The organism is Nonomuraea sp. NPDC003201, from assembly GCF_053590415.1.
Genome location: NZ_JBSFTC010000125.1, coordinates 1 through 18,221, shown reverse-complemented (window position 1 = coordinate 18,221; position 18,221 = coordinate 1). Strand labels below are relative to the sequence as shown.

The following is an 18,221-nucleotide window of genomic DNA, read 5'->3' as shown; positions in this document are numbered from 1 at the left end:
CGAGACGGTCAGAAGCCTGCCGTCTCGCGAACTCTAACGCACTACGGGCGTGGGGGCATTTGTCAAAGCCCCCACGCCTCGTAATAGCTCTTACAGCTCGGTAACGGAGCCACCCGCAGCGGCGATCTTCTCCTTCGCCGCGGACGAGAAGGCGTGAGCCTGAACGTTCACAGCGACGGAGATCTCGCCGGTGCCGAGCACCTTCACGAGCTGGTTCTTGCGGACAGCGCCCTTGGCGACCAGCGACTCGACGGTGACCTCGCCACCGTCGGGGAACAGCTCGCCGAGCTTGTCCAGGTTGACGACCTGGTAGGTCGTCTTGAACAGCGCGTTGGAGAAGCCCTTGAGCTTCGGCAGACGCCTCTGCAGCGGCACCTGGCCACCCTCGAAGCCGAGGGGGACCGTCGTACGGGCGTGGCTGCCCTTGGTGCCGCGACCGGACGTCTTGCCCTTCGACGCCTCGCCACGACCCTTGCGGATCTTGGACTTGTTGGCGCCGGGGGCGGGACGCAGGTCGTGAATCTTGAGCGGAGCCTTGTCAGTCATGACTAGTCGACCTCTTCCACCTCGACGAGGTGCGTCACCACGGAGACCATCCCGCGAATCTCGGGCCGGTCCTCCTTGACGACGACGTCGCCGATTCGCTTCAGGCCAAGCGAACGCAGCGAGTCACGCTGGTTCTGCTTGCCACCGATCTTCGAGCGAACCTGAGTGATCTTCAGGCGTGCCATGACTAGCTCACCGCCTTCGCGGCCGCCGCCTCGGCGAGACCCTCACGCTGAGCCTTCAGCATGCGGGCCGGGGCGACGTCCTCGATCGGCAGGCCACGGCGGGCGGCGATCTCCTCGGGGCGCGAGAGGCCCTTCAGAGCCGCCACGGTGGCGTGCACGATGTTGATCGGGTTGTCGGAGCCGAGCGACTTCGACAGCACGTCGTGGATGCCCGCGCACTCCAGCACCGCGCGCACCGGGCCGCCGGCGATGACGCCGGTACCGGCCGAGGCCGGACGCAGGAAGACGACGCCGGCCGCCTCCTCGCCCTGCACGGTGTGCGGGATGGTGCCCTGGATCCGCGGCACCTTGAAGAAGTGCTTCTTCGCCTCTTCGACGCCCTTGGCGATGGCCGCGGGCACTTCCTTGGCCTTGCCGTAGCCGACGCCGACCAGGCCGTTGCCGTCACCGACGACGACGAGGGCGGTGAAGCTGAAGCGACGACCACCCTTCACGACCTTGGCCACTCGGTTGATCTTCACTACGCGCTCGATGTACGAGACGCCCTTGTCGGCGGCGCCACCGCGGCGATCGTCACGACGGTCCCGCCGCTCGCCACCGGTGCCGCCACCGCGACGCGGAGCTGCAGCCATCAGTGGTTCCTCTTCTCAGTTGCCATCAGAATTCGAGCCCGCCTTCGCGGGCGCTGTCCGCCAGAGCCGCGATGCGGCCGGCGTAGCGGTTGCCACCGCGGTCGAACACGACAGCGGTGATCCCGGCTTCCTTGGCCCGCTGAGCGAGGAGCTCGCCGACCTTCTTCGCCTTCTCGGTCTTGTCCGCCTCGAGCGCGCGCAGCGACGGGTCCATGGTGGACGCGCTCACCAGCGTGTGGCCGACGGTGTCGTCCACGATCTGGACGAACATGTGACGGGTCGAACGGTTGACGACCAGGCGCGGACGCGCGGTCGTGCCGACGACGTTCTTGCGGACGCGGCGGTGACGGCGGGCCCGCGAGACGGTGCGGGCAGCCGTGTGCTTGCTGAACGCAGTCTTCGGAGCCATGCCTACTTACCAGCCTTTCCGACCTTGCGGCGGATCTGTTCGCCCTGGTAGCGCACGCCCTTGCCCTTGTACGGGTCAGGCTTGCGCAACTTGCGGATGTTGGCCGCGACCTCGCCAACCTTCTGCTTGTCGATGCCGTCCACGTGGAACAGGGTCGGCTTCTCGACGCGGAAGGTGACGCCCTCGGGGGCGTCCACGATGACCGGGTGACTGAAGCCCAGCGAGAACTCCAGCTGCGTCGGGCCCTTGGCCTGGACGCGGTAACCGACGCCGACGATCTCCAGGGACTTGGAGTAACCCTGGGTGACGCCCTGCACCATGTTGGCGATGAGCGTCCGGGACAGGCCGTGCAGCGCACGGACCTTGTTCTCGTCGTTGGGCCGGGAGACGGCGATGGCGCCGTCGTCGTCGCGAGCGACCGTGATGGGCTCGGCGACCTTGTGACTGAGCGTGCCCTTCGGGCCCTTGACCTGGACATCCTGGCCGGCGATCGTGATGTCTACGCCGCTGGGCACAGGGATGGGCAGCCGTCCGATTCTCGACATGCTGTGTTCCTCCCCTCTACCAGACGTAGGCGAGGACTTCGCCGCCCACGCCACGCTTGCCGGCCTGCTTGTCGGTCATGAGACCGGCGGACGTCGAGATGATCGCGACGCCCAGTCCGCCCAGGACTCGAGGCAGGTTGTCCTTCTTTGCATAAACCCGCAGACCGGGCTTGGAAACCCGGCGCAGGCCCGCGAGCGACCGCTCACGGGTGGGCCCGAACTTGAGCTCCACCACGAGGTTCTTGCCAACCTTGGCGTCTTCGACGGTCCAAGCCTGGATGTAACCCTCCTGCTGGAGGATCTCGGCGATGTGCGCCTTGATCTTCGAGTACGGCATCGTCACGCTGTCGTGGTACGCCGAATTCGCGTTACGCAGACGTGTGAGCATGTCTGCGATCGGGTCGGTCATCGTCATGGCCAGTGGCCTTCCTCGCCGCGGTTTCCAGTCGGCCAAGCAATGCTCTGCCGGTGGACCTTCGGCGCGGTCATGGACGCTCTTCGAGAGCGCCCGGGTCTTCTTCTGAAAATATGATCACCCAGGGGCGGCACGGAGGCCGCCCTCGGGTGCCGACGAGAAACCTGCTCGTCGACCTGCCGCTCTACTGTAAGGCCCAGTCAGGACCATAGCGGCAGGCCGCCTCGCAGATCTCTCATCGGTCTACCAGCTCGACTTGGTGATGCCGGGCAGCTCGCCCCGGTGCGCCATCTCGCGGAAGCACACGCGGCAGAGCCCGAACTTGCGGTAGACGGCGCGCGGCCGGCCACAACGCGAGCAACGGGTGTACGCCCGGACCTCGAACTTCTGCTTGCGCCCCGCCTTGGCGATCAGCGACTTCTTCGCCATTGGATCAGGCCTCCTTGAACGGGAAGCCGAGGAGCTTCAGCAGCGCCCGGCCCTGGTCGTCGTTCTTCGCCGTGGTCACGATCGTGATGTCCATGCCCCGCGGCCGGTCGACCTTGTCCTGGTCGACCTCGTGGAACATGACCTGCTCGGTCAGACCGAACGTGTAGTTGCCGTTGCCGTCGAACTGCTTGGGCGACAGGCCGCGGAAGTCCCGGATACGGGGCAGGGCCAGCGCCAGCAGGCGGTCGAGGAACTCCCACATGCGGTCGCCGCGCAGCGTGACGTGCGCACCGATCGGCATGCCCTCGCGCAGCTTGAACTGGGCGATGGACTTGCGCGCCCGGACGACGGCCGGCTTCTGGCCGGTGATCACGGTGAGGTCGCGGACGGCGCCCTCGATGAGCTTCGAGTCGCGAGCCGCCTCGCCGACGCCCATGTTGACCTTGATCTTGGTCAGCGCGGGGATCTGCATGACGTTCTCGATGCCGAACTGCTCGCGAAGCTGGGCCGCGATCTCCTCGCGGTACTTCGTCTTGAGTCGCGGCGTCGGGCGCTCGGTCTCAGTGGTCGTGGCAGTCATCAGCTGTCCTCACCCGTCTCGTCGGCCTTCTTCTCGTCGGCCTTCTTCTCGGCGGGCTTCTCGTCCTTGAGCTTCTTCACGTTCGAGACGTGGATGGGGCCCTCCATGGTCTGCACGCCGCCGGTCTTGGCGCCGCGCGGACCCTGGTGGGTCTCCTTCGAGTGCTTCTTGATCATGTTGACGCCCTCGACCACCACACGGTCCTCGTGCGGGAGCGTGGCGATGACGTGACCCTTGGCACCCTTGTCCTTGCCGGCGATGACCTTGACCAGGTCACCCTTCTTCACATGCAGCTTCGGCATTACAGCACCTCCGGGGCGAGCGAGATGATGCGCATGAACTTCTTGTCGCGCAGCTCGCGGCCGACCGGGCCGAAGATACGAGTGCCACGAGGGTCACCGCTGTCCTTGATGATGACGGCGGCGTTCTCGTCGAAGCGGATGTAGGAGCCGTCGGGCCGGCGGCGCTCCTTGACCGTGCGGACGATGACGGCCTTGACCACGTCGCCCTTCTTGACGCCCGTGCTGCCCGGCAGCGCGTCCTTGACAGTGGCGACGATGATGTCGCCGATACCGGCGTAGCGTCGGCCCGAGCCACCGAGAACACGGATGCAAAGGATCTCCTTCGCGCCCGTGTTGTCGGCGACCTTGAGCCGCGACTCCTGCTGGATCACGTTGAACTCCTGTTAGTCGCGCCGGTTCTCATTTCTGAGCCTGGCGGAACCGTCGTTGTCTTGTTCCCACGGCCACAACGCCCGTAGGCGCCGCACCGCAGGCGACGCGAGGCCCGCATGTGGCCCCGCGTCCTTGGACGCCGTCATGGGGGCTCTCAGAGCCCCCACGAGGCGCGGTATATGTCGAGAGGGAGAATTACTTCGCCTTCTCGAGGATCTCCACGACCCTCCACCGCTTGGTGGCGGAGAGGGGGCGGGTCTCCATGAGCAGCACGCGGTCGCCGACGCCACAGGCGTTGGCCTCGTCGTGTGCCTTGTACTTGGTCGTACGGCGGATGACCTTGCCGTACAGACGGTGCTTGACGCGGTCCTCAACGGCGACGACGACGGTCTTGTCCATCTTGTCGCTCACCACGAGGCCCTCGCGGACCTTGCGGAAGTTCCGCTGCTCGTTCGTCTCAGTGGTCTCGGTCTCAGCCATCGCTCGTCTCCTTCTCGACCGTGACGATGCCCAGCTCGCGCTCGCGCATCACGGTGTAGATACGGGCGATCTCGCGGCGGACGGCGCGCAGCCGCCCGTGGCTCTCCAACTGACCGGTCGCCGCCTGGAAGCGGAGGTTGAACAGCTCCTCCTTGGCCTCCTTCAGCTTCTGGACGAGAGTGTCCTCGTCCTCGAGCCGCAGCTCGCCGGCGGTCAGGCCCTTAGCCATCACGCCTCACCCACTTCACGCTTAACGATCTTGCACTTCATCGGGAGCTTGTGGATCGCGCGCTGAAGCGCTTCGCGGGCGATCGGCTCCGCCACGCCGGACAGCTCGAACATCACGCGTCCGGGCTTGACGTTGGCGATCCACCACTCCGGCGAACCCTTACCGGAACCCATGCGGGTCTCGGCAGGCTTCTTGGTGAGCGGACGGTCGGGGTAGATGTTGATCCACACCTTGCCGCCACGGCGGATGTGACGGGTCATGGCGATACGAGCGGACTCGATCTGACGGTTGGTCACGTAGGAGTGCTCAATCGCCTGGATGCCGAACTCGCCGAACGTGACCCTGGTGCCGCCCTTGGCGGCTCCGCTGCGGTCAGGCCGGTGCTGCTTGCGGTGCTTGACCCTGCGCGGGATCAGCATGGTCAGCTCCCTTCAGCACCCGGCTGCGCAGCCGGGCCGGTCTCGGGGGCGGCCTGCGAGGCCGCCTCAGTGCGGGGGGCGCGGTCGCCACGGCCGCCGCCACGACGGGGGCGGTCGCCGCCACCACGACGCGGACGGTCGCCGCCGCCACCACGACGGTCGTCGCGCTCGCGACGCTGGCCGGCACGAGCGCCGGCGGCGGCCGCCTCGCGCTCGGCGCGGCTGGTCGGAGCCTCGCCCTTGTAGATCCAGACCTTCACGCCGATGCGGCCGAAGGTCGTACGGGCCTCGTAGAAGCCGTAGTCGATGTCCGCGCGGAGGGTGTGCAGCGGCACGCGGCCCTCGCGGTAGAACTCCGACCGCGACATCTCGGCGCCGCCCAGACGACCGGAGCACTGGACACGGATGCCCTTGGCGCCGGACTTCATGGCCGACTGCATCGCCTTGCGCATGGCGCGGCGGAACGAGACACGGCTGGACAGCTGCTCGGCAACGCCCTGCGCGACGAGCTGCGCGTCGATCTCCGGGTTCTTGACCTCGAGGATGTTGAGCTGGACCTGCTTCTTGGTCAGCTTCTCCAGGTCGCCACGGATACGGTCCGCCTCGGCGCCGCGGCGGCCGATCACGATGCCGGGACGCGCGGTGTGGATGTCCACCTGCACGCGGTCCGTCGTGCGCTCGATCTCGACCTTGGAGATGCCGGCCCGCTCCATGCCCTTCTGCAGCATGCGGCGGATCGCCACGTCCTCGGCGACATAAGCCTTGTACAGCTTGTCGGCGTACCACCGGCTCTTGAAGTCGGTCGTGATGCCGAGGCGGAACCCGTGCGGGTTAACCTTCTGGCCCACTATCGGGTCCTTCCCTTCGGCTCGCGGGACTCCACGATCACGGTGATGTGGCTCGTCCGCTTGTTGATCCGATAGGCACGACCCTGGGCACGCGGGCGGAACCGCTTCAGCGTCGGGCCCTCGTCGACCCACGCCCGGCTGACGACGAGCGTCTGCGGGTCGAGGTCGAAGTTGTGCTCAGCGTTCGCCATGGCGCTGCTGAGCACCTTGTAGATCGGCTCGCTCGCCGACTGGGGAGCGAACTGCAGCACGGCCTGCGCCTCCGAAGCGGGCAGCCCGCGAATGAGGTCCACCACACGGCGGGCCTTCTGGGGCGTGACACGGACGAACCGCGCCTGAGCCCTGGCTTCCATCGCTTTCTCCTACTTCCGGGACGCTTACCGCCGGCTGCGGCGGTCTTCCTTGACGTGGCTGCGGAAGGTCCGCGTGGGGGCGAACTCTCCCAGCTTGTGACCGATCATCGACTCGGTGACGAAAACCGGGACGTGCTTGCGGCCGTCGTGCACGGCGATCGTGTGCCCGAGCATGTCGGGAACGATCATGGAGCGCCGCGACCACGTCTTGATGACGCTCTTGGTGCCCTTCTCGTTCTGGACGTCGACCTTCTTCTGAAGGTGACCGTCCACGAAGGGACCCTTCTTAAGGCTACGTGGCATTTCGGCTGCTCCTACCGCTTCTTCCTCTTGCTCCGACGACGGATGATCAGTCGGTCGCTGGCCTTGTTGGCCTGGCGGGTGCGCCCCTCGGGCTTGCCCTTCGGGTTCACCGGGTGGCGACCACCGGAGGTCTTGCCCTCACCACCACCGTGCGGGTGGTCGACGGGGTTCATCGCGACACCGCGGACGGTGGGGCGCTTGCCCTTCCACCGCATACGGCCGGCCTTGCCCCAGTTGATGTTGGCCTGCTCGGCGTTGCCGACCTGGCCCACCGTCGCCCGGCAGCGCACGTCGACCATGCGCATTTCGCCGGACGGCATACGCAGCGTGGCGTACTGGCCTTCCTTGGCGAGCAGCTGGATCTGTGCGCCCGCGGAACGGCCGAGCTTGGCGCCGCCGCCCGGACGGAGCTCCACCGCGTGGATGAAGGTACCGGTCGGGATGTTGCGCAGCGGCAGGCAGTTGCCCGGCTTGATGTCGGCAGCGGGGCCGTTCTCGATACGGTCGCCCTGCTTGATGCCGGTCGGCGCGATGATGTAGCGCTTCTCGCCGTCGGCGTAGTGGAGCAGAGCGATGTTGGCGGTGCGGTTGGGGTCGTACTCGATGTGAGCGACCTTGGCCGGAATGCCGTCCTTGTCATGCCTACGGAAGTCGATGATCCGGTAGGCGCGCTTGTGACCGCCGCCCTGGTGGCGGGCGGTGACCCGGCCGTGTACGTTACGGCCGCCCTTGCTGTGAAGGGGCGCAAGCAGCGACTTCTCGGGCGTGCTGCGGGTGATCTCGGAGAAGTCCGAGACGCTCGACCCGCGGCGACCCGGGGTCGTCGGCTTGTACTTACGGATGCCCATCTTTTTCGTTCATCCTTCGTCGGTTACATGGGTGAGCCCGCCACGCGAAAGCGCGACGGTCTCGACCCCGCGCAGGCCGTGCGGCCCGCACTCACTTCTATGGCGCTGCTAGCCGATCTGACCGAAGATGTCGATCCGATCGCCCTCGACCAGGCTCACGATCGCGCGCTTGGTGTCGGGACGCTTGCCGAAACCGGTACGGGTGCGCTTGCGCTTGCCCTGCCGGTTGATCGTGTTCACGCTGGTGACCTTGACCCCGAAGATCTGCTCAACGGCGATCTTGACCTGGGTCTTGTTCGCGGTGTTCTTCACCAGGAACGTGTACTTGTTGTTCTCATCGATCAGGCCGTAGCTCTTCTCAGAGACGACCGGCTTGATGATGATGTCGCGCGGGTCGGCGATCTTCTCCATCAGGCCTCTTCCTTCCCGCTGTCGCTCAGGCGAGCGACGACCTGGTCATACGCCTCCTGCGTGAAGACCACGTCGTCCGCCACGAGCACGTCGTACGTGTTGAGCTGCCCCGCGTCCAGCAGGTGGACCTCGGGAGCGTTACGCAGGCTCAGCCACGTCAGCTCGTCGGCCTCGTCGACGACGACGAGAACGCGCGGAGCCTGGGTGATCTTGCGCAGCGCCTCGAGGGCAGCCTTGGTCTTGGGCGTCTCGCCGGAGACCAGCGAGCTGACCACGTGGACGCGACCGCCGCCGGCCCGGTCGGAGAGGGCGCCACGCAGGGCGGCGGCCTTCATCTTCTTGGGCGTGCGCTGCGAGTAGTCGCGCGGCACGGGGCCGTGGACGGTGCCACCGCCGGTGAACTGCGGCGCACGGGTCGAGCCCTGACGGGCGCGGCCGGTGCCCTTCTGGCGGTACGGCTTCTTGCCGCCGCCGGAGACCTCACCGCGGGTCTTGGCCTTGTGGGTGCCCTGCCGGCGAGCGGCGAGCTGGGCCACGACCACCTGGTGGATCAGCGGCACGTTGACCTTGGCGCCGAAGATGTTCTCGGGCAGGTCGACGGTGCCGGCCTTCGCGCCACTGGCGTCGAGGACGTCAATAGTGGTGCTCACTTGGCAGCCCCCTTCTTGGCAGAGGTGCGAACGAGGACCAGGCTTCCGTTGGCGCCGGGGATCGCACCCTTGATCAGGATGAGGCCCTTCTCGGCGTCCACGGAGTGAACCTTGAGGCTCTGCACGGTGGTGCGGACGTTACCCATCCGACCAGCCATGCGCAGACCCTTGAAAACGCGGCCCGGGGTGGCGCAGCCACCGATGGAACCCGGCGAACGGTGCTTGCGCTGCGTACCGTGCGACGCGCCCAGACCACCGAAGCCGTGGCGCTTCATGACACCCGCGAAGCCCTTGCCCTTGCTCTTGCCCGTCACGTCGACGAACTGGCCGGCCTCGAAGGTGTCGGCCAGCAGCTCCTGGCCCAGGGTGTAGTCGCTCGCGTCGTCGGTGCGGATCTCCGCGAAGTAACGGCGCGGGGTGATGTCGTGCTTACGCAGGTAGTCGCCGAGCGGCTTGTTGACCTTCCTGGGGTCGACCTGCCCGAAGCCGAGCTGGATGGCGGAGTAGCCGTCCTTGTCGGCAGTGCGGACGCGGGTCACCACGCACGGACCGGCCTCGACCACGGTCACCGGCACCAGCCGGTTGTCCGCGTCGAAGACCTGGGTCATGCCGAGCTTCTTGCCCAGGACGCCCTTGATCGTCTTAGCCATGTCAGTGCGTTCCCTCAGAGCTTGATCGAAATGTCGACACCCGCGGGGAGGTCGAGCCGCATGAGCGAGTCAACCGTCTTGGGGGTCGGGTCGATGATGTCAATCAGCCGCTTGTGCGTGCGCATCTCGAAGTGCTCGCGGCTGTCCTTGTACTTGTGCGGCGAGCGGATGACGCAGTACACGTTCTTCTCGGTCGGCAGCGGCACCGGGCCCGCGACCTTCGCGCCAGTCCGCGTCACCGTCTCGACGATCTTCTTGGCCGAGCTATCGATGACCTCGTGGTCATAGGCCTTAAGCCGGATGCGGATCTTCTGTCCCGCCATAGTGGCCTCGGTGTCCTTCGCTGTCGTCTGAAAAAGTATCGTGCGGCCTGATGCCGCTGTATTGGTGCAGGTCGAAGCCTGCTAGACCCCACGAGGCAGACGCAGTGGATCTGCCTTTTCTTCCGTGATCCGGCAGTGACTTCGGTCATATCTCTTCGGCCGAAGCAACTGCTGGATCACGGCCTTCACATGAGGTCCCTGACGTGGTTCGGCGGTCGGCTCCGAGTCCGGGGCCGACCGCCGCCCCGACGGTCTAGCTACTTGATGATCTTCACGACCCGGCCGGCGCCGACGGTGCGGCCACCCTCACGGATCGCGAACTTGAGGCCTTCCTCCATGGCGATGGGCTGGATCAGCTCAACGCGCATTTCGGTGTTGTCGCCCGGCATGACCATCTCCGTGCCCTCGGGGAGGTTCACGACACCGGTCACGTCAGTCGTACGGAAGTAGAACTGCGGGCGGTAGTTGTTGAAGAACGGCGTGTGGCGGCCGCCCTCGTCCTTGGACAGGATGTAGACCTGGCCGTTGAACTCGGTGTGCGGGGTGGTCGTGCCCGGCTTGATGATGCACTGGCCACGCTCGACGTCGTCGCGCTTGATGCCGCGGAGCAGCAGGGCGGCGTTGTCACCGGCGTGACCCTCGTCGAGCATCTTGTTGAACATCTCGATGCTGGTGACGGTGGTGGTCGTCTTCTCCGGCTTGATGCCGATGATGTCGACCTGCTCGTTGACCTTGACGATGCCGCGCTCGATACGACCGGTGACGACGGTGCCGCGACCGGTGATCGAGAAGACGTCCTCGACCGGCATGAGGAACGGCTTGTCCGTCTCACGCGGGGGCTCGGGGACGTTCTCGTCGACGGCGTTCATCAGCTCGATGATGCTGTCGGCCCACTTCTGGTCGCCCTCGAGAGCCTTGAGAGCGGAGACGCGGACGACGGGCAGGTCGTCGCCGGGGAACTCCTGAGCGGACAGGAGCTCACGGACCTCAAGCTCGACGAGCTCGAGGATCTCCTCGTCGTCGACCATGTCGGCCTTGTTGAGGGCCACGACGATGTAGGGGACGCCGACCTGGCGGGCCAGGAGGACGTGCTCCTTCGTCTGCGGCATCGGGCCGTCGGTGGCGGCGACCACGAGGATGGCGCCGTCCATCTGAGCGGCACCGGTGATCATGTTCTTCACGTAGTCGGCGTGACCAGGGCAGTCAACGTGAGCGTAGTGACGCTTCTCCGTCTGGTACTCGACGTGCGCGATGGAGATCGTAATGCCGCGAGCCTTCTCCTCGGGCGCCTTGTCGATCTTGTCGAACGGGGTCGCCTTGTTCAGCTCGGGGAAACGGTCGTGAAGCACCTTGGTGATCGCCGCGGTCAGCGTGGTCTTGCCGTGGTCGATGTGTCCAATGGTGCCGATGTTCATGTGCGGCTTAGTCCGCTCGAACTTGGCCTTGCCCACTGGTTCTCTCCTTGAGAATCTGACTGACTTTCGTCTACACACTCGGGCCCGGGAACTCCCGAACCCCTTGGCGGCGGGGTGGCTCTCACCACCCCACCAGGGACCAGGACTTCTATTCGCCCCGGGCCTTCGCGACGATCTCCTTGGCGATGCCCGGGGGCACCTCCGAGTAGGAGTCGAACTGCATGCTGTAGCTCGCGCGCCCCTGCGTCTTGCTACGCAGGTCACCCACGTAGCCGAACATCTCAGACAGCGGCACGAGCGCCGTGACGACACGGGCGCCGGCCCGCTCGTCCATAGACTGGATCTGTCCGCGGCGACCGTTGAGGTCACCGATGACATCACCCATGTAGTCCTCGGGCGTGGTGACCTCGACGGCCATCATCGGCTCGAGAAGCACTGCGTCCGCCTTGCGCGCGGCCTCCTTGAAGGCCATCGAGCCGGCGATCTTGAACGCCATTTCCGAGGAGTCGACGTCGTGCGCGGCACCGTCGACGAGCGTCACCTTCACGCCCACCATCGGGTAGCCGGCCAGCACGCCGAACTCGGCGGCCTCCTGGGCGCCCGCGTCGACCGACGGGATGTACTCCCTCGGGACACGACCACCAGTGACCTTGTTCTCGAACTCGTAGCCGTCGTTGCCCTCACCCAGCGGCTCGAGGTTGATGATCACCCGCGCGAACTGACCGGAACCACCGGTCTGCTTCTTGTGGGTGTAGTCGAGCTTCTCCACCTTGCGGCGGATGGTCTCGCGGTAGGCCACCTGCGGGCGGCCGACGTTGGCCTCGACCTTGAACTCGCGACGCATACGGTCGACGAGGATCTCCAGGTGAAGCTCGCCCATGCCCCAGATGACCGTCTGACCGGTCTCCTCGTCACGGCGAACCTGGAAGGACGGGTCCTCCTCGGCCAGCCGCTGGATGGCGGTCGACAGCTTCTCCTGGTCGCCCTTGGTCTTGGGCTCGATGGCGACGTTGATGACCGGAGCCGGGAACGTCATCGACTCGAGCACGACCTGGTTGGCCGGGTCGGACAGGGTGTCGCCGGTCGTGGTGTCCTTCAGACCCATGACCGCGACGATCTGGCCGGCGATCGCCGTCGGGCGCTCCTCGCGCTTGTTGGCGTGCATCTGGTAGATCTTGCCGATCCGCTCCTTCTTACCCTTCACAGAGTTGACGACCTGTGAACCGGTCTCGAGCGTGCCCGAGTAGATGCGGATGTAGGTGAGCTTGCCCAGGTGCGGGTCGCTCGCGATCTTGAAGGCCAGAGCGGAGAACGGCTCGGTCGGGTCGGCGTGACGCTCGATGACCTTGTCCTCGTGGCCGACCGCGTGGCCCTTGAAGGCCGGGATGTCGGTCGGGGCCGGGAGGAAGGCGACGATCGCGTCGAGCAGGGGCTGCACGCCCTTGTTCTTGAACGCGGTGCCGCAGAGCACCGGGTTGATGGCGCTGGCCAGCGTGGCGCGGCGGATGGCCGCGACCAGCTGCTCCTCGGTGGGCTCGACGCCCTCGAGGAAGAGCTCCATCAGCTCGTCGTCGTTCTCGGCGACCGTCTCGATGAGCCGGTCACGCCACTCGCGAGCGGCCTCGGCGTGGTCGGCCGGGATGTCGACGGTGTCGTACATCTCGCCCTTGGCCGCCTCGGCGCTCCAGAGGTAACCCTTCATCTTGATGAGGTCGATGACGCCCTTGAAGTCGGCCTCAACGCCCCAGGGAAGCTGGATGACAGCCGGGGTCGCGCCCAGACGGCTGATCATCATGTCGACGCAGCGGTGGAACTCCGCGCCGACACGGTCCATCTTGTTGACGAAGCAGATCCGGGGGACGTCGTAGCGGTCAGCCTGGCGCCACACCGTCTCCGACTGCGGCTCGACACCCGCGACGCCGTCGAACACGGCGACGGCACCGTCGAGGACGCGGAGCGAACGCTCCACCTCGATGGTGAAGTCGACGTGACCCGGGGTGTCGATGATGTTGATGGTGTGACCGATCCACTCACAGGTGGTCGCGGCAGACGTGATCGTGATGCCGCGCTCCTGCTCCTGCTCCATCCAGTCCATCGTGGCAGCGCCCTCGTGGACCTCACCGATCTTGTAGTTGATACCGGTGTAGAACAGGATGCGCTCGGTCGTGGTGGTCTTGCCCGCGTCGATATGGGCCATGATCCCGATGTTTCGGACCTTGGCCAGGTCAAGAGCGGTCGTGGTGGCCACTTCTCTCGCGTCCTCGTCGTCTCGTCGAACCCGCCGGGGTTACCAGCGGTAGTGGGCGAAGGCCTTGTTGGACTCGGCCATCTTGTGGGTGTCCTCGCGCTTCTTGACACTCGCCCCAAGGCCGTTGCTGGCGTCGAGGAGCTCGTTCATGAGGCGCTCGGTCATGGTCTTCTCGCGGCGGGCGCGGGAGTACTGCACCAGCCAGCGCAGGGCCAGGGTGGTGCTGCGCGCGGCGCGCACCTCGACCGGCACCTGGTACGTGGCACCACCGACGCGGCGGCTGCGGACCTCGAGGGTCGGCTTGACGTTGTCGAGCGCGCGCTTCAGGGTGACGACCGGGTCGTTGCCGGTCTTCTCCCTGCAGCCCTCGAGGGCGCCGTACACGATGGACTGCGCGATGGAGCGCTTGCCGTCGAGAAGCACCTTGTTGATCAGGGCGGTCACCAGGGGCGAGCTGTAAACCGGGTCAGACATGAGCTGACGACGGCCAGGAGAACCCTTGCGAGGCATTGTTAGCTCTTCTCCTTCTTCGCGCCGTAGCGGCTGCGGGCCTGCTTGCGGTTGCGGACACCCTGGGTGTCCAGCGAGCCGCGGATGATCTTGTAGCGAACACCGGGCAGGTCCTTCACACGACCGCCACGCACGAGCACGATGGAGTGCTCCTGCAGGTTGTGGCCCACACCGGGGATGTAGGCCGTGACCTCGATGCCGTTCGTGAGTCGAACGCGGGCCACCTTGCGCAGTGCCGAGTTGGGCTTCTTCGGGGTCGTGGTGTACACGCGCTGGCACACGCCGCGCCGCTGCGGACTCCCCTTGAGGGCAGGAGTCTTGGTCTTCGAGACCTTGTCCTGCCGGCCCTTGCGGACCAACTGCTGAATAGTGGGCACTGCCACTCCGTTTCGTGCCTTGGCCGGTGTTTCGTCAGTTGTGATGCATTTCGCAGGTGCTGCCGGTGTCATGACCTGCTGATTTTTCTTGTCTCGGTGCCCCCGCGCTCGGGCGTGTCGCGCTATTCACGCAGACGTCCCGCGAGGTTTACGAGCCAGGAAGCCGTCCCGCGCTCGTAATGAGCGCACGGTCGAGAGCCCGCTAGAGACGGGCACGAAGCTCAAGACTACCCAGGCCTCTGCGACACGTCAAAGCGGCGCGGCAAAGCGGACAAGCCTTGCCACTCCAGGACGCCGAGACCGTTTTCATCAGTGCTCGGCTACTGCTCCGGATCCATGATATCGGGATGGAGGGGCGAACTGTGACGGGTTCGCAAGGACTGCCAGGGCAGCCGTTTGCATGGCGGTGACCCCTGCCCTCAACGTGGGCACGGGATCGGGGCGGAAAGTCCCGGTATGCGGGCGTCCGACCAGGCCAGCGGGTGGGGCCGCGCCCACGTACCAGTACACGGAAGGGACGCCGTAGAGGGGGAAATCCTCGCAGGCCGAGCCGCCGGGGGCGGTGACGACCGTGCCGAGCGCGGCCTCGTGGGCCCGGCGTACCAGAGCGGTGGCGGCGGGGTCGTTCGCGCCGGGCGGCACCCTGGAGACCACGATGACGCCGGCTCCCGCCGTCTCCTCCGCCAGGCGCGCGACGCGGGCGACGGCCCGGGTCACCGCGTCCTCCGTCGCGGCCCTGACCGTGATCCCCGCCTCGGCGACGGTGGGGACGACGTTCGCGCGCTCGCCCGCGTGCAGCGTCCCCACGGTGACGACCGCCTGGTCGAACGCCGTCTGATCGAGCCGGTGGACGAGCGCGGCGACGGCCGCGACCGGATTGCGCCCGACGACCCGGCCGACGTCTCCGGCGTGCCCGCCGTCTCCTGTGACGACGACGCGAAGTTCGGCACCGGCCGCGGTGGGCGGCTCCGGGTACGCGATCAGGCCCGCGGGGAACGGCGAGACGTGCTGGGCCAGCGCCACGTCCGGTACGCCGAACCGCTCGTACAGGCCGTCGGCCAGCATCGCCGCAGCGCCCTCCAGCGTCTCCTCCGCGGGCTGCCCGATCACGAGCACCGTGCCCCGCCAGTCGTCCGAGGTGGCCAGCCGCCGGGCGGCGCCGGCCAGGCAGGCGAGGTGGAGGTCGTGACCGCAGGCGTGGGAGACCGGGACCGTCCTGCCGTCGGGGGTCGTCGCGGTGGCGGTGCTCGCGTACGACAGGCCGGTCTCCTCCTTGACGGGGAGCGCGTCCAGCTCGGCTCTGAGCATGACCGTGATCCCGTCGCCACGGCACAGCCTCCCGACCACCCCATGGCCGCCGACCCCGGTCGTGACCTCGTACCCGGCCGCGGCCAGCCGCCCCGCCAGGCGATCGGCCGTCCTGGCCTCCTGCCAGGACAGCTCGGGGTGGGCGTGCAGGTCGGCCCGGAAGATCGCCAGGTCACGCAGCTCGGCGGACACGGGAGACGACCCGGGCCGAGCGGGAGATGGTGGTGGCGGCGCGGGAGACGGCTCGGGTGGCGCGGGGGACGGTTCGGTGGTCATGGGAAGGGGTGCGGGTCGGGGTTGAGGTCGGCCGGGGTCAGGGGTGCGGCGCGGTGGCCGAGTCGGTACGGCACCTCCAGCGGACGCGTCAGACCGCGCACCCTGCGGTTGCGGTGGCCGAAGGTCATCGGGAGCGTGCCGGGGACCAGCACCTTGACGCAGGAGAAGCCGCGGGCCCGATGCTCCGGCGTGGTCTGGTCGATGACGACGACGTCCATGCCCTCGGCGAGGAAGCGGTCCACCACCCGCGTGACGTCGAGATCACCGGACACGGTGAACGCCTCCATGTCGGGCAGGCGTCGCATGGCCGTGCCCTCGGTCAGGAACGAGAGCCGGTCGAAGGCGGCGTCGGCGCCGTACAGGGTGGAGTGGTCGTGCATCGTGGCCACCAGATCAGGATTTGTCACCATCTCCTGGGCTCGGTGGACCTCGTCCGGATATCGCCGGATCAGGTCGGCCAGCAGCGGCCCGAGCTCGCTCAGCGCGCTGAGCACCGCCTTCTCCGGCACCAGATGGGCCCCGGCGGCGCACACCATGCGCGGCCTGCCCGGGTCGCCGTCCTGCCGCACGCCCATCGACCACACGCTGGGGACGCCGTGCTCCATCGTCGTGTCGTACAGCTCGACCCGGTAGCCGGTCTCCGCGGTGATCGCGGCGGCCTGGAGCGGGATGGTGCGATCCCGTGCCGTGCCGGGGTCGATCCGGGGCACCGGGAGCCGCCCGTACCAGGTCATGAGGAAGGCGTCCCGCTCGACCGTCTCCAGCAGCCCGTAGAGCAGGGCCTCGGCCATGCTGCCGCCGAGCGCGCACCCGTTCGAGATCTCGAACAGGAACGGCCGCTCCCGCCCCCGTACGTAGTAATAGGCCAGGCTCTCCGGCACGAGGATCGGCGTCCGCCGGCCGAAGGAGTACCCCCACACCCAGTCGCAGACGGCGTCCTCGGTGAACGGCCGGAACGCGAACCCCTCCCTCTCGTAGGACGAGGTGTCGTGCTCGCCCAGCGTTCGCGGGTCGAGCGCGTCCGCGGCCACCTCCGCGTAGGAGGCCCGTACGCGGGTGCGCTTGCCGCCGGGCTCGACACCGCCCCACCGTTCGAGCGCTTCGAGCACGGCGGTGACCTCGCTGGCCCGGTAGCCGCGGGTGCGGCCCACACCGGGCTCCGAACCGCCCTCGAACCGCAGCGGCAGCATCGCCCCGGCGATCACCAGGCCGCCGAGCGTGTCCCGGACGAGGGGTCTGATCAGCCCGCATTCGCCGTCCACGTACGTGTCGAGCAGCGCGCCGTGCTCGGCCAGCACATCCCTGACCCGGTAGCCGGGAGGTCGCGGAGCGGCGCCGGGCTCGAACACGGCGGACGCGCGGTCGTCGTCCGGCAGGCCGCCGCAGTCGGGGCAGTGGGGTTCCGGCAGGAACGTGTGGCGTTCGGCGGTGAGCCTGCGCAGGTCGACGTACCAGACGGCGCACCCTGGGCCCTCTGCGGCGTGCGCGGCCAGGGCCGCGATCGTGCGGGCGGCCAGGCGGCCGAGGTACGGGGAGGCCCGCTCGGCGAGTTCGGGGCCGTGGACGGCCAGGACGGCGGCCCGATCGGCGCTGTCGGTCCTGACCCGGTCCCGGCGGGTCTCGAAGCAGGTCAGGCAGCCGGGTTCGCCGGGCCGTCGCAGCGGCCCGATGACGGCGACCCCGTACTCGACCCACACGGGCAGCCACGCGGCCCCGTCGTTCCGGGGACCGCGCGCCCAGCCGTCGCAGGCGGTGATCGTCACCTCTTCCCGCCCGTCGCGGTCCTTCAGCGCGATCGTGATCTCCTCGGCCAGCAGGCCCGTCCCCATGACCTCAGCCATGGAGCGCCTCCGTGACGACGCGGACGACGTGCGGCATGAGCGCGTGTACCTCCCGGTCGTGATCCAGCGGAACGGCGCTGACCCGCAGCCCGGCGCCGGCCAGGGCGGCGGCGAGCTCCCCGGCGCCGAGCCCCGTCGCCTCCGTGTCGACGACGATCGGCGGCTCCTGCGCGACGGCCGGGCACAGCTCGGGCAGGGGCGCGGAGCCGGGAATGCCCTGGTACGCGGCCAGGATCCCTTCGAGCGTGGCCCGCAGCGCGGCCAGGGGCGTGACGCCCGCCGCCCGCGCCACCAGCCGCCCGGCGAGCGTCCCGGCG

28 protein-coding genes are annotated in these 18,221 nt (G+C 67.6%); all 28 read right to left on the bottom strand.

Going from position 1 to position 18,221, the window contains the following annotated elements; all coding sequences use genetic code 11:
- Window positions 1-90 precede the first annotated feature (90 nt).
- Complete coding sequence (rplO, locus tag ACWDX9_RS33940) at window positions 91-546, bottom strand: 50S ribosomal protein L15 (RefSeq protein WP_449961157.1); 456 nt, start codon at window positions 544-546, stop codon at window positions 91-93.
- Window positions 547-548: 2 nt separating this feature from the next.
- Window positions 549-731 carry a 50S ribosomal protein L30 gene (rpmD, locus tag ACWDX9_RS33935; RefSeq protein WP_080043226.1) on the bottom strand — a complete coding sequence of 61 codons (183 nt, stop codon included), beginning with the start codon at window positions 729-731 and terminating at the stop codon, window positions 549-551.
- 2 nt (window positions 732-733) lie between these two features.
- The gene (rpsE, locus tag ACWDX9_RS33930; protein ID WP_091090115.1) at window positions 734-1,363 is read right to left on the bottom strand and encodes a 30S ribosomal protein S5; all 630 of its coding nucleotides are present in this window, start codon (window positions 1,361-1,363) and stop codon (window positions 734-736) included.
- Window positions 1,364-1,388: 25 nt separating this feature from the next.
- A complete protein-coding gene (gene rplR / locus ACWDX9_RS33925) occupies window positions 1,389-1,772 on the bottom strand; it encodes a 50S ribosomal protein L18 (RefSeq protein WP_344997575.1) in 384 nt (127 codons plus the stop codon).
- A gap of 2 nt (window positions 1,773-1,774) precedes the next feature.
- Window positions 1,775-2,317, bottom strand: coding sequence for a 50S ribosomal protein L6 (gene rplF / locus ACWDX9_RS33920; RefSeq protein WP_192789899.1), 543 nt, complete (start codon window positions 2,315-2,317; stop codon window positions 1,775-1,777).
- A gap of 16 nt (window positions 2,318-2,333) precedes the next feature.
- The gene (gene rpsH / locus ACWDX9_RS33915; protein ID WP_192789898.1) at window positions 2,334-2,732 is read right to left on the bottom strand and encodes a 30S ribosomal protein S8; all 399 of its coding nucleotides are present in this window, start codon (window positions 2,730-2,732) and stop codon (window positions 2,334-2,336) included.
- A gap of 243 nt (window positions 2,733-2,975) precedes the next feature.
- Window positions 2,976-3,161, bottom strand: coding sequence for a type Z 30S ribosomal protein S14 (locus tag ACWDX9_RS33910; protein ID WP_020542298.1), 186 nt, complete (start codon window positions 3,159-3,161; stop codon window positions 2,976-2,978).
- A gap of 4 nt (window positions 3,162-3,165) precedes the next feature.
- Entirely contained in the window at window positions 3,166-3,741 is a 576-nt protein-coding gene (rplE, locus tag ACWDX9_RS33905) for a 50S ribosomal protein L5 (RefSeq protein ID WP_106253395.1), read from the bottom strand.
- Window positions 3,741-4,034, bottom strand: coding sequence for a 50S ribosomal protein L24 (rplX, locus tag ACWDX9_RS33900; protein ID WP_350731450.1), 294 nt, complete (start codon window positions 4,032-4,034; stop codon window positions 3,741-3,743). Before rplX ends, rplE begins: the two co-directional genes overlap by 1 nt.
- Window positions 4,035-4,042: 8 nt before the next feature.
- Window positions 4,043-4,414, bottom strand: coding sequence for a 50S ribosomal protein L14 (gene rplN / locus ACWDX9_RS33895; RefSeq protein WP_106253399.1), 372 nt, complete (start codon window positions 4,412-4,414; stop codon window positions 4,043-4,045).
- A gap of 196 nt (window positions 4,415-4,610) precedes the next feature.
- Window positions 4,611-4,895, bottom strand: coding sequence for a 30S ribosomal protein S17 (rpsQ, locus tag ACWDX9_RS33890; RefSeq protein ID WP_185070626.1), 285 nt, complete (start codon window positions 4,893-4,895; stop codon window positions 4,611-4,613).
- The gene (gene rpmC, locus ACWDX9_RS33885) at window positions 4,888-5,124 is read right to left on the bottom strand and encodes a 50S ribosomal protein L29 (protein ID WP_106253417.1); all 237 of its coding nucleotides are present in this window, start codon (window positions 5,122-5,124) and stop codon (window positions 4,888-4,890) included. Before rpmC ends, rpsQ begins: the two co-directional genes overlap by 8 nt.
- Complete coding sequence (gene rplP / locus ACWDX9_RS33880; RefSeq protein ID WP_344997584.1) at window positions 5,124-5,543, bottom strand: 50S ribosomal protein L16; 420 nt, start codon at window positions 5,541-5,543, stop codon at window positions 5,124-5,126. Before rplP ends, rpmC begins: the two co-directional genes overlap by 1 nt.
- A gap of 2 nt (window positions 5,544-5,545) precedes the next feature.
- On the bottom strand, window positions 5,546-6,391 hold the full coding sequence (gene rpsC, locus ACWDX9_RS33875; protein WP_363962198.1) for a 30S ribosomal protein S3: 846 nt from the start codon (window positions 6,389-6,391) through the stop codon (window positions 5,546-5,548).
- On the bottom strand, window positions 6,391-6,744 hold the full coding sequence (gene rplV / locus ACWDX9_RS33870; protein ID WP_020542306.1) for a 50S ribosomal protein L22: 354 nt from the start codon (window positions 6,742-6,744) through the stop codon (window positions 6,391-6,393). The genes rpsC and rplV overlap by 1 nt, the downstream gene beginning before the upstream one ends.
- 24 nt (window positions 6,745-6,768) lie before the next feature.
- On the bottom strand, window positions 6,769-7,047 hold the full coding sequence (rpsS, locus tag ACWDX9_RS33865) for a 30S ribosomal protein S19 (RefSeq protein WP_449961151.1): 279 nt from the start codon (window positions 7,045-7,047) through the stop codon (window positions 6,769-6,771).
- An 11-nt stretch (window positions 7,048-7,058) separates the two neighbouring features.
- Window positions 7,059-7,895, bottom strand: coding sequence for a 50S ribosomal protein L2 (gene rplB, locus ACWDX9_RS33860; RefSeq protein ID WP_192789895.1), 837 nt, complete (start codon window positions 7,893-7,895; stop codon window positions 7,059-7,061).
- 108 nt (window positions 7,896-8,003) lie between these two features.
- Window positions 8,004-8,306 (bottom strand): 50S ribosomal protein L23, encoded by a 303-nt coding sequence (gene rplW, locus ACWDX9_RS33855; RefSeq protein ID WP_350730984.1) that lies wholly within the window; start codon window positions 8,304-8,306, stop codon window positions 8,004-8,006.
- On the bottom strand, window positions 8,306-8,956 hold the full coding sequence (gene rplD, locus ACWDX9_RS33850) for a 50S ribosomal protein L4 (protein ID WP_449961149.1): 651 nt from the start codon (window positions 8,954-8,956) through the stop codon (window positions 8,306-8,308). The genes rplW and rplD overlap by 1 nt, the downstream gene beginning before the upstream one ends.
- Entirely contained in the window at window positions 8,953-9,606 is a 654-nt protein-coding gene (rplC, locus tag ACWDX9_RS33845) for a 50S ribosomal protein L3 (protein WP_192789893.1), read from the bottom strand. The genes rplD and rplC overlap by 4 nt, the downstream gene beginning before the upstream one ends.
- Window positions 9,607-9,620: 14 nt before the next feature.
- Window positions 9,621-9,929: a 30S ribosomal protein S10 gene (gene rpsJ, locus ACWDX9_RS33840; RefSeq protein ID WP_012887830.1), complete on the bottom strand. Its 309-nt coding sequence runs from the start codon at window positions 9,927-9,929 to the stop codon at window positions 9,621-9,623.
- A 257-nt stretch (window positions 9,930-10,186) separates the two neighbouring features.
- Window positions 10,187-11,380: an elongation factor Tu gene (tuf, locus tag ACWDX9_RS33835; RefSeq protein WP_350730980.1), complete on the bottom strand. Its 1,194-nt coding sequence runs from the start codon at window positions 11,378-11,380 to the stop codon at window positions 10,187-10,189.
- A 112-nt stretch (window positions 11,381-11,492) separates the two neighbouring features.
- On the bottom strand, window positions 11,493-13,541 hold the full coding sequence (gene fusA / locus ACWDX9_RS33830; protein WP_449961145.1) for an elongation factor G: 2,049 nt from the start codon (window positions 13,539-13,541) through the stop codon (window positions 11,493-11,495).
- Window positions 13,542-13,631: 90 nt separating this feature from the next.
- On the bottom strand, window positions 13,632-14,102 hold the full coding sequence (gene rpsG / locus ACWDX9_RS33825; RefSeq protein WP_043623423.1) for a 30S ribosomal protein S7: 471 nt from the start codon (window positions 14,100-14,102) through the stop codon (window positions 13,632-13,634).
- 2 nt (window positions 14,103-14,104) lie between these two features.
- Complete coding sequence (gene rpsL / locus ACWDX9_RS33820; RefSeq protein ID WP_020542315.1) at window positions 14,105-14,479, bottom strand: 30S ribosomal protein S12; 375 nt, start codon at window positions 14,477-14,479, stop codon at window positions 14,105-14,107.
- 309 nt (window positions 14,480-14,788) lie between these two features.
- A complete protein-coding gene (locus ACWDX9_RS33815; protein WP_449961143.1) occupies window positions 14,789-15,979 on the bottom strand; it encodes an amidohydrolase in 1,191 nt (396 codons plus the stop codon).
- An 80-nt stretch (window positions 15,980-16,059) separates the two neighbouring features.
- A complete protein-coding gene (locus tag ACWDX9_RS33810) occupies window positions 16,060-17,904 on the bottom strand; it encodes a TOMM precursor leader peptide-binding protein (RefSeq protein ID WP_449961141.1) in 1,845 nt (614 codons plus the stop codon).
- Window positions 17,897-18,221 (bottom strand): hypothetical protein (locus tag ACWDX9_RS33805; RefSeq protein ID WP_449961138.1); only part of this gene is annotated, 325 nt, incomplete at its 5' end. The genes ACWDX9_RS33810 and ACWDX9_RS33805, both read right to left, overlap by 8 nt.